The sequence below is a fragment of the Thalassotalea sp. SU-HH00458 genome, assembly GCF_040362795.1.
Taxonomy (GTDB): Bacteria; Pseudomonadota; Gammaproteobacteria; order Enterobacterales; family Alteromonadaceae; genus Thalassotalea_H; species Thalassotalea_H castellviae.
The window spans coordinates 194025-207489 of record NZ_BAABWW010000008.1 but is presented as its reverse complement, the minus strand read 5'-3'; the positions used below and the strand labels follow the sequence as shown (position 1 = coordinate 207489).

The following is a 13465-nucleotide window of genomic DNA, read 5'->3' as shown; positions in this document are numbered from 1 at the left end:
TCTTTTGATGACCCGTATGTGATGTCTTTTCTATGAAGATATGAAGATATGAAGATATAAAGATATGTCAGTGTGAAATATACGCCCGACACGAAAGAGACCTCTTGTTGCCTACAGCATAGTGAGCATATTTCTGGGACGGAAAGCCTGTTTCTGTGCTTGAAACGCTGAACAACTAGTTTTATGAGTATCCCTGCCTTCGAAACATTCGGCCTTTTATGCAAGTAAATTTTGATGCCACTGATAAAAAGTGTCTGAGTGTGCTTGTCATTAGATGAGAGTAGGTGATTGAAAGGCTTATATACGAGCTAAAGTTCACGAAAGCCCGCTAGCTTGTAGCGGGCTTTTAGATTTCTCTCTATACATTTTTATAAAATTATTTTACCTCAAACCTTGTGAATAGTTTGAATAACTTTATTTCCCTATTGATATCGTTAAATGATCAAAGGTTTTAATTTTATCAATAACTTGTACTACATGATCGTGAGTTGTGTCGTAACTAGGAATCACGACTGCACTGTTTGTATTGTTAGTGGCTAGATAACTTTCTATTCTGGCAGCTAACCTTTCAATATCAACCAATTTGCCATTTAGGGAAACTAAACCAGAATCATTAATTGTCACTACGATTACTGGTGAGTTACTTTTACTACTTTTGTTAGCTTTAGGGCGATTAACTTCTAAACCTTCTTCTTTAATGAACGAAGTAGTAACAATGAAGAATATTAATAATATAAATACGATGTCTAACATTGGCGTCATATCTACATCGCCTTCGTTATTTATGTTTTCATGTTTTTTTCTAGCCATGTCTTTACCTTTAATTTATTTTATTTTATCAATATGTACGAATTTGATCGTAATTGCTAGATTTATTTACGACATTATTCGTACTTCTGTGGCAAGTTGAAGTTATTGGATAGATAAAATGATTATTTAATGCCGGAAATTAGTATTTTTGTTAAAATCTAGAAAAACTTAATGTGATAATTTTATAATGGCTATAAATTGGTTTCCTGGGCATATGCATAAGGCTCAAAAAGAAATTAAAGAAATTCTTCCGCAAATTGATGTTGTTATTGAAGTATGCGACGCACGCCTACCCTTTAGTAGTGAAAATCCGATGATCACTGAGATCCGAGGGGATAAGCCATTAATAAAAATTTTAAATAAAAGTGATTTAGCAGACCCTGAAAAAACGAAGCATTGGCTCGATTATTTAGAGTCCCAAAAAAATGTTAAAGCGATTGCTATGACGACTGAAAATTCTTCTGTTGCTAAAACTATTCCTTCGTTAATAAAAAAATTAGTCCCAAATAAAGATGAAGCGGGAAAGCAAATTAATGTTGTAATTATGGGAATTCCTAACGTAGGTAAGTCGACTCTGCTAAATACGTTAGTTGGAAAAGCAAAAGCTAAAGTAGGTAATGAACCGGCGGTTACTAAAGGACAACAAAGAATCAGGCTCGAAGAAGGATTATATCTTTACGATACTCCTGGCATGTTGTGGCCTAAAATTGTAAATGAAAATAGTGGGTACCGATTAGCGATCACTAGTGCAGTAAAAGATACTGCTTTTGATCACGATGATATTGCTTGTTTTGCCGGTGAGTATTTATTGCAAGCTTACCCCAAGCGCTTAAAAGATAGATATAAATTAGCAGATTTACCACATACTGAAGTTGAGTTAATTGAAGCTATTGGTCGTATACGAGGATGTGTAAAAAGTGGAGGCCGAGTTGATTTTCATAAAGCATCAGCTATTTTAATCAATGAAATTAGAGATAAAACTTTAGGTGGTTTAACTTTTGAAATGCCAGAAATGGTTGAACAAGAGAATCACCACTTTGCTAAGATACAAGAAAATAAAATTGCAGAACGTGAAGCTAAAAAGCAAGCCCGTGGCCGAGGTAGGAAAAATAAACCTAAAAAAGGTAGATAAAACTCATCTAATTTTCAAGAGGTTAATTATAGGGGGAGTTTAGCTCAACGTCATTATATAGTGCGTATAACAATGACGCTGAGGATTTTTAAATTAGTTTATTGTGAATTAGGCCACGCTTTTACAAGGGTTTTCAATCGCATCAAGCGATTGTTTTAAATCCTCAATTAAGTCAGTCACGTTTTCAAGACCAGCTGAAATTCTTATTAAACTATCGCTTATACCTGCTGCTCTGCGCTCCTCATCAGTATAAGGTGAATGTGTCATTGAAGCAGGATGTTGAATTAATGATTCTGCATCACCTAAACTAACTGCAATTGAAAATAATTTCATTCGATTAATAAATTCTGCCCCGCCTTTTAAATTAGTATGTAATTCAAAAGCAATTACTCCTCCTGCTGCTTTCATTTGTGTACCAATATACTGATGCCCTGAATGAGAGGGAAGGCCAGGATAAAAAACTTTATCTACACTTGGGTGTGACTCTAAAAACTCAGCCAATAATTGTGCATTTTGACAATGACGTTCTACACGTAAATGTAATGTTTTTAATCCTCGAAGAATTAACCAAGCATCATGTGGACTCATCGTTGCACCGATATCTTTTAACGCGGTTAATTTTATGTGCTCGATCATTTCTTTTGAACCACAGATAATGCCAGCAACAACATCACCATGACCGTTGAGATATTTAGTTGCACTATGGATGATAATATTTGCGCCCATCTTAGCTGGTTGCTGTAAAACTGGGGTCATAAAGGTATTATCAACTACCGAAATAATATTGTGTTTTTTTGTTATTGCTAAAATACGGGTTAAATCTAATACTTCTAAATTAGGGTTTACTGGGCTTTCTAAAAATAAAACTTTAGTATTTTCTTTTATCTCGGCAGTAATATTATTTGGGTTAGACATGTCGACAAAACTCACTTCAATCCCGAATTTTGTTAACATGTGACTAATAAGCGCATAGGTACAACCATAAACGGCTTTAGATGAAATAATGTGATCACCTGCAGATAAATTTGCTAATAAAGCACCTGATACTGCTGCCATACCTGTCGCTGTTGCTGCAGCATCTTCCATACCTTCCATCGCTGCAACGCGCATCTCTAATTGTCTGGTGGTTGGGTTACCAAGTCGAGTATATATAAAGCCTTCTGATTCGCCAGCAAAACGCTCAGCGCCTTGTTCTGCGTTATCAAATATAAATGTCGAAGTTTGATATAAAGGAGTTGCTAATGAACCGAATTGCTCGTCATTTATTCGACCAGAATGAATTGCTTGTGTCTCTATAAACTTACTGTGATGCATATATCTCTCTAATTTATTGTTTTAATAGTAAATGTTAAAACTAGTTATTTTTGAATGCTTATAGAAACAGTTAAAGCAATAACGAAACCAATTGTTTAATATCCTTTATTATCAGTGGGTTATGTTCATTTGTTGTCTTATCCGGTAATCGTATGTAATAAAAATATTACACACTTAGCTAGTTTCAAGAAATACTTACTCAATTTGGTTATTTCTATTGAATTTATTCATATCTAGGATGTAATATAAATATTACACTGTAATAATACTGATACATTATGCGCGTTAAAATTGAATCATCCGATAGAATTGGTATTAGCCAAGAGATATTATCGATATTTTCTCTGAAATTTTGGAATGTAAAGAGTATTGAAGTAGAAACAAATTTTACTTTTGTTCATCTTGATAGCAAAAATTTATCCCTTGCAGATATTAAACGTTCATTAAAACAAGTATCAGGTGTTATTGACTGTAAAGAAATTGATCAAATGCCTGCAGAGCTTAGAGAAAATCACCTTCAAACCTTATTGAGTAGAATTTCTGATCCAATTATTGATATTGATGCACACGGGGTTATTTTGGCGAGTAATGCTGCGGCTAATCAATTAGTGATCAATAACAGTAAAATAACTTCGTTAGTCAATCACAATATTATCAAATTAATCGATGTTCCTCTTAAACACTTTTTAACCTCAAACGAGGTAAGTTTATCAATAAACTTTCTACAACAACCATTTATTGCCGATGTAAATCCTGTGGTTTCTGCAAAGAAAATTACGGGTGCTGTTATCAGTTTAAAGTCAATGGATAAAGTAGGACGACAACTTGCACTAATGCAATCGTCGACGGATGACGCATTAAAGTCAATCATTGGTGTTTCAGAAAAAATACGCTTGGTACTTGCACAAGTTAAACGTTTTTCCGAGTTGGATTTACCTGTGCTTATTTCGGGAGATACTGGTACAGGTAAAGAGTTAATAGCGCGCGCTTTACATCAATTAAGCGATAGAAAACAAAAGCCATTTTTAACGATTAACTGTGCGGCTTTACCAGAGCAATTATTAGAGAGTGAATTGTTTGGTTATGAAAGTGGTGCGTTTACTGGAGCGAGTAAAGGGGGAAAGCCGGGCTTGTTTGAGCTTGCCCATGGTGGCACCATTTTTCTTGATGAAATAGCCGAAATGTCGAATTACCTACAAGCTAAATTATTACGTTTTTTACAAGACTATAAATATCGAAAAGTAGGGGGGACAAAAGAGTTTACTGCCGATGTTAAAGTGATCAGTGCAAGTCATCAAAACTTTACTGAATTGATCGAACAGCAACAGTTTCGTGAAGATCTTTATTATCGACTAAATGTCTTAAGATTAGAATTGCCTGCATTAAGACATAGAACTGAAGATATACAATTATTGGTTAATCATTTTGTTTTGAATGCGGCTAGTCAAGTCAATCAACGCGTTCCCTTTATCACTGAAGAAGCATTAAAAATGTTAAAAGCTTTCCACTGGCCGGGCAATATTCGTCAATTGGAAAATGTTATCTTTAGGCTCGTAGCGCTGAGTGAAAACGACTATATCACTGAAGAAAATGTCAGCAGTGTTTTATTTGAATCGAACATGGATCTTCAAAGTACTCCAATACCAGAAGAAGGTATTGTTGATTGGGCTGATGCACAAGCCAGGTTTGAACGTAAATTATTAACCGAGCTTTACCCTTTATACCCGACAACAAGAAAGTTAGCGGAGAGATTGAATGTTTCTCATAATAAAATAGCGATGAAACTACGCGCTTATCAGATCAAAGCAAACTAAATCGATTTGATAAGCACTATTGGTAAACGTTATGCTGTTAATGCTCTAGCAATCTAAAAAGGATTTGCTTGACAAATTCTGGCTCGAAAGGTTTATCACAGAGTGCGTTCACACCATCTTGTTCAATATTGGCAAGGTGCGTGTCGTTACTTTCACTGGTTACCATTAATATAGGGAGGTGAGATTGTTGACTTTGCTCTCTGACATATCGGGTTAATTCTCTGCCATCTACCTCAGGCATATTGTAGTCAGTCACGATTAAATCATACATATTTTCATTGAGTAAATTAATCGCTTCTTTACCATCAACCGCTTCAGTAACTTTTAATAAACCTAAGTTATTTAATACTCGCCTAATGTGGTTACGAGCTAACTTACTGTCATCAACCAATAAAACGCGGATTTCATGAACATCAAAATATTCTAATTCCATTTCGTCAGCCGTTAATAAGTCAATGGTATTGTTAATTGCCGCATGTAAATGCTCAGAAGTGAAAGGTTTTGGTAAAATGGCTACAACACCCGACTGTTTGTACTCTTCTAGATTATCACGCTTACATTCGCTCGAAACCAACATAAAAGCAGAGTCTTGATTACGCTCAGAGTGTTTGATTTCTTTAAGTAAATCTAACGCGGTACCATTATCAAAATACATGGCACTGGCAATTAGATCATAATGTTGGCGAGTGAGTATTTCTCTGGCCTCGGTTAAGCTTTTTGCGAGGGTTATTTTATTGATCCCTTGTGCTTTTAATTGGTTTATTATGTACTTACTTTGCGTATCTGAAGGTTCAATCAATAAAATTGATAATTCGCTTGGTTGTATCGTTGTCATTGTTTTCTCATATAAGATGATGGAGAATTCTTAGTGATTAGCCACCAATAAATTTTACTTTATAGCCGGACTTTTCTAAAATTTTCTGAATGGCTTCGCGGTTGTCGCCTTGAATTTCAATGGTCTCATCGACAACACTACCGCCGGTACCACAACTTTTTTTAAGTTTGCTGGCTAAGTCTTTTAACGCTTTAGTATCTAGGCCTAAACCACTGATCACCATCACGCCTTTGCCTTTTCTCCCTTTGGTTTCTCTTCTTACTTTCGCAAAACCATCGGTTGGGGTAATCGACTTTACTTTTTCAGGCTTAATTTTGCCTTTATCAGTTGAATATACAAGATCGGATAATTGGTCTTGCCAAGACATAAACAATACTCTTAAGGGAACTTAGGTAAATTATAGTAAAACTGGACGGAAAAGAATACGATGCTTGTGATGAATAATGAATTTTGTTGATTTTGTTCTAACATTAGTTTTAGCTATCTTTCAAATTATAACGATTACTCAGTGACTGATGATAGATTTAATAGAACATCTTTATCGAATTAATTGATTATATTTATTGCAAGAAATATTAGATAATTATTCCAACTTAATAATTGAACAACAAAAGAGAGTATTATGTTAAAAAATATCGAAGGACAAAAGATCCCATCATTAAGCTTCCCAATGATTGACAATGGTGCATGGGCTAAACGAACTACAGAAAGTATTTTTGATAACAAAACCGTCATTGTTTTTGCCTTACCCGGTGCTTTTACTCCGACTTGTTCTTCAACACATTTACCTAGATATAATGAATTGGCTGAAACATTTTTTGCGAATGGGGTGGACGAAATTGTTTGCTTATCGGTTAACGATACTTTTGTGATGAATGCTTGGGCGGAAAATCAGCACGCAGAAAAAATCAGCTTTATTCCTGATGGCAATGGCGATTTTTCACAAGCGATGGGTATGCTAGTTGATAAAAGTGATATTGGTTTTGGTAAACGCAGTTGGCGATATGCGATGTTAGTTAAAAATGGCGTTATCGAAAAAATGTTTATAGAACCTGAGGTTGAAGGTGACCCATTTGAAGTCTCTGATGCTGACACTATGTTAAATTATATCAATCCAAATGCTACACAAAAACAAACAGTAACAGTATTTAGCAAACCTGATTGCCCATTCTGTAAAAAAGCAAAGCAATTATTGAATGAAAAAGGCTTATCTTTTGAAGCGTTAGAAGTGGGAAAAGATATTAGTTTATCCACCTTAAAAGCCGTGGCTAATGCAGAGACTGTGCCTCAGGTCTTTATAGATGGTGAGTTAATTGGCGGAAGCGAGGCATTAGAAGTTTACTTTAAATAAAGTTATAAACCGTTTTTATTCCTTTATTCATATAATTAACGTAGAAATATAATAGAATAAAAAAGCCAATCAGTTTTGCTGATTGGCTTTTTAGATTGTTTTTAAAGGTTATTTTTTATTTAAAGTTTTGCTTCAAGCTCTGGTAAAACGTCAAATAAATCACCCACAATACCGTAGTCAGCAACTTGAAAAATTGGTGCTTCAGCATCTTTATTGATAGCAACAATTACTTTTGAGTCTTTCATACCGGCTAAATGCTGAATTGCACCTGAAATACCAACGGCAATATATAAATCAGGGGCGACAATTTTACCTGTTTGACCAACTTGCATATCATTGGCAACAAAACCAGCATCAACAGCAGCGCGAGAAGCACCAATGGCTGCTCCTAACTTATCTGCAATGCCTTCTAATAACTTAAAGTTATCACCATTTTGCATGCCACGGCCACCAGAAATTACCACACTTGCTGCGCCTAAATCTGGACGTTCAGAAACTGTTAACTCATCACTAACATGGCTTGAAGTACCCGCGTCAGTTGCGTTGTCAATGTTGACAATTTCAGCGTTGCCATCAGTAGCAACAGCATCAAAACCAGTAGAACGTACCGTGATCACTTTTTTGCTATCTAAACTTTGTACGGTTGCAATGGCATTACCCGCATAAATCGGACGAACAAAAGTATCAGCTGATTCAACTGCAATAATGTCAGAAATTTGCGCGACATCTAATAGAGCAGCAACACGTGGCATAAAATTTTTGCCTGTAGTTAATGCGGTTGCAATAATATGCTCGTAGTCAGCGGCTAATTCTGTCACTAATAAACTTACGTTTTCAGCTAATTGATGCTCATAAGCAGGGTTATCTGCAACCAGTACTTTACTCACACCATTGACTTTCGCAGCTTGCTCAGCAACCGTTGAACAGTTTGAGCCGGCTACTAAAAGGTGAATGTCGCCACCAATCGCTTGAGCGGCAGCTACCGTTTTTAATGTATCAGCTTTTAATTCGTTATTATCGTGCTCTGCAAAAACTAAAATACTCATGAGATCACCTTCGCTTCATTTTTTAACTTTTCTACTAACTCATCTACTGTTTCAACCACAATACCTGCCTGACGTTCTGAAGGAGGTGTTACTTTTAAAAGTGTTGAACGTGGTGATAAGTCGATACCAAAATCTGCCGCAGCTTTTACATCTAATGGCTTACGTTTAGCTTTCATAATATTAGGTAAAGAAGCATAACGCGGTTCATTTAAGCGTAAATCAGTGGTGACAATTGCCGGTAAGTTAAGAGCAACCGTTTGTAAACCGCCATCAACTTCACGAGTTACATTTACTTTATCGCCGTCTACTTTAACTTCAGAAGCGAAAGTACCTTGCGCTAACCCTGTTAATGCAGCAAGCATTTGTCCTGTTTGATTGTTGTCGCTATCAATAGATTGTTTACCTAAAATCACCAATTGAGGCTGTTCTTCTTCAACAATTTTTTGAAGTAACTTCGCCACATTTAATGAATCTAAATTTTGATCTGTTTCAATTTGAATGGCACGGTCAGCACCTAATGCTAAGGCGGTACGTAATTGTTCTTGGCAAGCTTTATCGCCAATTGATACAGCAATAACTTCAGTTGCTGTTCCTGCTTCTTTTAATCGAACTGCTTCTTCAACTGCGATTTCACAAAACGGATTGATAGCCATTTTTACATTGGCTAAATCAACATTAGTGTTGTCTGCTTTTACGCGAACTTTAACGTTATAGTCGATGACACGTTTGATGGGGACTAATACTTTCATCGTTGCCTCTAATTATGCTTGTTGGTTTTTTTTGCCTAGTTTTTATCGCAATAAGAATAATGAACTAGACTTAGTTTTATTGGCTCAAAGATTACTTTTAGATAGCGTCAACGTCAACGTAACTTTATCTCAAAATGAGCAAATATGTTTATATCAGTAAATACTCTTTTACAGCATAGTATTTACTGACGAAAATTCTATAGGTATGATATTATCAAACAGGTGTTTGAAAATCAAACGTGCGTTTGAAATTCAATAGTGAAACAATTTTGGGAGAAATTATGGAACGTGAATCAATGGAGTTTGACGTGGTAATCGTTGGTGCTGGGCCATCAGGTTTATCAACGGCATGTCGTCTTATGCAATTAGCACAAGAAAAAGAACAAGAGCTAATGGTGTGCGTAGTTGAAAAGGGCTCAGAAGTTGGCGCGCATATTCTTTCTGGTGCCGTATTTGAACCTAGAGCACTGAATGAGTTGTTTCCTGATTGGCAAGAAAAGGGCGCACCGTTAACAACTAAAGTAACCGGTGATGATATTTATCTATTTAATAATGAAGAAAGCGCAATAAAATTACCTAATTTTAGTGTGCCTAAAACTATGCACAATGAAGGTAACTATATTGCCAGTATGGGGAACATGTGCCGTTGGTTGGCTGAGCAAGCCGAGCAACTTGGCGTTGAGATATTCCCTGGCTTTCCCGCGCAAGAAGTTATTTATAATGATGATGGTAGTGTAGCTGGCGTATTAACGGGTGATATGGGATTAGATGTAGAAGGTAATCCTAAAGATTCATTCGTACCTGGAATGGAGTTACGTGCTAAATACACGGTGTTTGCTGAAGGTTGTCGTGGTCATCTGGGTAAAGAATTGATTAAAAAGTTTAATTTAGACGCCGATAAATCCCCACAGCATTATGGATTAGGCTTTAAGGAAATTTGGGATATTGATCCTGAAAAGCACCAAGAAGGTCTTGTTGTTCACACCGCAGGTTGGCCTTTAGATAAAGATACTAACGGTGGTGGCTATTTATATCATGCCGAAAATAACCAAGTATTCGTTGGGTTAATTGTTGATTTAAATTACAGTAATCCTCATTTAAGCCCATTTGATGAATTTCAACGTTATAAGCATCATCCAAAAATTGCTCAATATTTATCTGGTGGTAAACGTGTTTCTTACGGTGCGAGAGCTATGGCAAAAGGTGGTTTTAATTCGCTACCCAAAATGACTATGCCCGGTGCTTTATTAGTGGGCTGTGATGCAGGAACCATTAATTTTGCTAAGATTAAAGGTAATCACACCGCAATGAAATCAGGCATGTTAGCGGCTGAGTCTATTTTTGCCGATTTATCAGCTGAGGCCGCATCTGAACATTCTGGTGGTAAAGATTTAGCGTCGTTTACTGATGCATATCAAAACTCTTGGCTATATGATGAGCTATACAATACGCGTAATTTTGGTCCCGCAATGCATAAGTTTGGTACTTTTCTAGGCGGTGCATACAATACGCTCGACCAAAATATTTTCGGTGGAAAGTTGCCGTTTAACTTTAAAGACGATTCGTTAGATCATGAGCAGTTAAAACCGGCGTCTGAATCAATCATGATCAATTATCCCAAGCCGGATAATAAGTTAAGTTTTGATAAATTATCTTCGGTGTTTTTATCTAATACTAATCATGAAGAAGAACAACCTTGCCATTTGAAGTTGGCCGATGCTTTGATCCCGTTAACGGTAAATATGCCGAAATATGCTGAGCCTGCGCAACGCTATTGTCCTGCGGGTGTTTATGAAGTTGAACAAACGGAAGAAGGTGAAAAGTTTGTGATTAATTCACAAAACTGTATTCACTGTAAAACCTGTGATATTAAAGATCCGAGTCAAAATATTACTTGGGTAACACCAGAAGGAACCGGTGGACCAAATTATCCTAACATGTAGTTAACAGATTTCAGCACGAGAAAGTGAATAATAAAAAGCCAACTTTAAAAGTTGGCTTTTTTGTCTCAAGTTACTTAAGTTAGTTTATGGGTTATACACTACATCTAACGTTAAACCAGATACTGCAGTATAGCCATAAATACCAATATGCCATGTATCTGCACCAGGATTGGTAAATGAACAGGTTTCAGTATTGCCATTTTTATAAGGACGACAATCATACGTTGATGATGTTGGTTGAGCACCTTTTCTTATATAAAGATCGGCATCACCAGTACCACCACTAATATCAAAGTCTAATGTCGCCATTCCAGCAGGTACATCAATTGTGTAGTATTGCCACGCACGTCGAGCAATGCTGATATCTGTGACGTTTGCACTGCCACCCGTTGCTCCACCAGAGCCACCTCCTGAATTATCGGTATAGCTGCCAGTTAATGAAACACCTGAAAAGCTTGAGTAAGCTATTGCTTTCACATAATAGGTACCTGCTTGTGCGGTTGCTATTGGACAGCTTTCAGTATTACCATTTTTATAGGGACGACAATCATATGAGCTAGTCGTTGGAGCTGAGCCGAATTTTACGTATAAATCTGCATCACCAGTACCACCTGACATATCAAAATTTAAGTCAGTTGCGTTAGCAGGTACTGCCATCGTAAAGCTAAGTTCTTGACCTGTGCTGGCAGTTAAGCCTGTTTTTGCAACACCATTTTCTAAGACATTGCCTGTTGGCGGTGGTGTTGTGCCGTTACAGTTGCCTGCTAAAGAGTCCGAAGCTGCTTTTGCTTGCACTAAACCGTAACCCGTTTTGTCATCACGACCAGCGGTTTCTAAATCAACAGCAGTCGATTTTAAAGCACTGCGTATATCATTAGCACTACAATTAGGATTATTACTCCATACAAGAGCCGCTACGCCTGCAACATGAGGTGTAGCCATAGATGTACCGTTATAATAAGCATAATCTTGATTGCCATTTACCGTTAAAGTGACATTGCTACCTAATTGTGTTGAAAGCTGTTGGCCTAACGTTCTGTTTACTGAAACGGTTGGAACGGTTACATCGTTATTAGCATCCACTAAAAATGGGTTTTGTAATCCAGGACGATCATTATCACTGTAAACTATAACACCGGCTGCACCCGCATCTGCACAAGCTTTTGCTGGGTTAATTTCAGGATAACTACTGCCTACTTGGTTGCCATTTCGTTCTGCTAAACAAATATTACCGCTAACATTACCGCTACAACTGTAGCTACTGCCTGAAACGGTACAGCTTGATAAAATACCCTGTGCAGTGCCGTTAACATTATTAATAGAATAATTACCACCGCTTTCTACATAGCGACTTTGTGGCACAACATTATCATTGCCGTATGTCGTTGAACCGATAGTAATGAAACCTAAGCGACCATCTCCAGCTACCGTAGATAAAACAGCTTCGCCCGGAGCGGCAACTTCAACTTGACTTGTATATTGAGAAAACTCAGCATGTTGACCATTTTGATCAACAGCACCGACCGCCATAACTGAATCATATGAAGCAGGGTAAGAAAGCGTAGAATTACCGTCATTTCCTGATGCTGCTACTAAAAGCACACCCGCATCTGTTGCTGCTTGTAATGCATTTTTCTCTGCATTGGTTGAACCTGCGCCACCTAAACTCATATTCACAACTTTTGCGCCATTATTAACACAAGTATCTACCGCATCAGATAGATCACCGGAATATCCCCAGCCGCTTGCGTTAAACACTTTTACAATGTGTAAATTAACATTAGTGTTTGGCAAAATACCAACGACACCTTCGGTATTGTTAACACCTGCAATCGTTCCTGCAACATGAGTACCGTGTGAACCACCAGCTTGGTACCAATTTCCTGTACCTGAGTTGTTGGTGCCTGTTGCATTATTGGCATTTAAATCTGGGTTTGTTTGTTCATAACCTGAATCGATAATACAAACCGTCATATTGGCAGCATCAGTATCGGGAATTAAATCAGATTGCGTGTTAGCGATACCCCAAGGTTGGTTTTGAGAGTAGAGAAAACGGCGGTAGTTTATTTCAACACTCTCTACTGAAGGGTGCTTTCTCATTTTTTCAATGAATTTTTCTAAGTCTTTTATGTGTTTAAGTTCGCCAATAGAAACAGTGTGCAAGCCACTTTTTAATTGTTTGATATGTTTTAAATCTAGGCCGACTTTTTTAGCTAATCCAGGAGGAATCGCGTGCCCTTGGTTTTTATCTTTAAATTGAATAATTAATTGATCGGTGTAGTCGTATTTATTCAGCTTTTCATTGGCACGCCATTGTGCAAAAGAAGCTTGCGAAGAAGTATCTGTTGTAAGTTTATTGATGTTTTTTATTTTCGCTGATTGTGCTGTAACTGAGTAACTGGTAGCAGATAATAAGGCTACTGCTAACGTGCTTAACAAATATTTATTATTATTTTTCATTTAAGGGTAAC

11 protein-coding genes are annotated in these 13465 nt (G+C 37.0%); 4 read left to right on the top strand and 7 right to left on the bottom strand.

Features of this window, described 5'->3' with window-relative positions; genetic code table 11:
* Positions 1-414: 414 nt before the first annotated feature.
* Positions 415-810, bottom strand: coding sequence for an ExbD/TolR family protein (locus ABXH06_RS13740; RefSeq protein ID WP_353518594.1), 396 nt, complete (start codon positions 808-810; stop codon positions 415-417).
* A 187-nt stretch (positions 811-997) separates the two neighbouring features.
* On the opposite strand from ABXH06_RS13740, the gene ylqF reads away from it, so the two are divergent.
* Positions 998-1942, top strand: coding sequence for a ribosome biogenesis GTPase YlqF (gene ylqF, locus ABXH06_RS13735; protein ID WP_353518593.1), 945 nt, complete (start codon positions 998-1000; stop codon positions 1940-1942).
* Between the two features lie 108 nt (positions 1943-2050).
* Here ylqF and megL read toward each other — a convergent pair whose 3' ends face one another.
* On the bottom strand, positions 2051-3256 hold the full coding sequence (gene megL, locus ABXH06_RS13730; protein ID WP_353518592.1) for a methionine gamma-lyase: 1206 nt from the start codon (positions 3254-3256) through the stop codon (positions 2051-2053).
* A 278-nt stretch (positions 3257-3534) separates the two neighbouring features.
* Here megL and ABXH06_RS13725 point away from each other — a divergent pair, with 278 nt between their 5' ends.
* Entirely contained in the window at positions 3535-5070 is a 1536-nt protein-coding gene (locus ABXH06_RS13725) for a sigma 54-interacting transcriptional regulator (protein WP_353518591.1), read from the top strand.
* 37 nt (positions 5071-5107) lie between these two features.
* Here ABXH06_RS13725 and ABXH06_RS13720 read toward each other — a convergent pair whose 3' ends face one another.
* Together ABXH06_RS13720 and ABXH06_RS13715 are read right to left on the bottom strand one after the other, a co-directional pair.
* A complete protein-coding gene (locus tag ABXH06_RS13720; RefSeq protein WP_311582522.1) occupies positions 5108-5905 on the bottom strand; it encodes a response regulator in 798 nt (265 codons plus the stop codon).
* Positions 5906-5942: 37 nt separating this feature from the next.
* Positions 5943-6272 (bottom strand): SUI1 family translation initiation factor, encoded by a 330-nt coding sequence (locus ABXH06_RS13715; protein WP_353518590.1) that lies wholly within the window; start codon positions 6270-6272, stop codon positions 5943-5945.
* A 255-nt stretch (positions 6273-6527) separates the two neighbouring features.
* On the opposite strand from ABXH06_RS13715, the gene ABXH06_RS13710 reads away from it, so the two are divergent.
* The gene (locus ABXH06_RS13710) at positions 6528-7256 is read left to right on the top strand and encodes a glutathione peroxidase (RefSeq protein ID WP_353518589.1); all 729 of its coding nucleotides are present in this window, start codon (positions 6528-6530) and stop codon (positions 7254-7256) included.
* A 119-nt stretch (positions 7257-7375) separates the two neighbouring features.
* Here ABXH06_RS13710 and ABXH06_RS13705 read toward each other — a convergent pair whose 3' ends face one another.
* Both ABXH06_RS13705 and ABXH06_RS13700 read right to left on the bottom strand, forming a co-directional pair.
* Positions 7376-8302, bottom strand: coding sequence for an electron transfer flavoprotein subunit alpha/FixB family protein (locus tag ABXH06_RS13705; protein WP_311582531.1), 927 nt, complete (start codon positions 8300-8302; stop codon positions 7376-7378).
* A complete protein-coding gene (locus ABXH06_RS13700) occupies positions 8299-9051 on the bottom strand; it encodes an electron transfer flavoprotein subunit beta/FixA family protein (RefSeq protein WP_311582534.1) in 753 nt (250 codons plus the stop codon). The genes ABXH06_RS13705 and ABXH06_RS13700 overlap by 4 nt, the downstream gene beginning before the upstream one ends.
* 281 nt (positions 9052-9332) lie before the next feature.
* Between ABXH06_RS13700 and ABXH06_RS13695 the strand changes: the two genes are divergently transcribed.
* Entirely contained in the window at positions 9333-10994 is a 1662-nt protein-coding gene (locus ABXH06_RS13695; RefSeq protein ID WP_353518588.1) for an electron transfer flavoprotein-ubiquinone oxidoreductase, read from the top strand.
* Positions 10995-11078: 84 nt separating this feature from the next.
* On the opposite strand, the gene ABXH06_RS13690 is transcribed toward ABXH06_RS13695, so the two are convergent.
* Positions 11079-13454, bottom strand: a complete 2376-nt coding sequence (locus tag ABXH06_RS13690) for a S8 family serine peptidase (protein ID WP_353518587.1) — start codon at positions 13452-13454, stop codon at positions 11079-11081.
* Between the last annotated feature and the right edge of the window lie 11 nt (positions 13455-13465).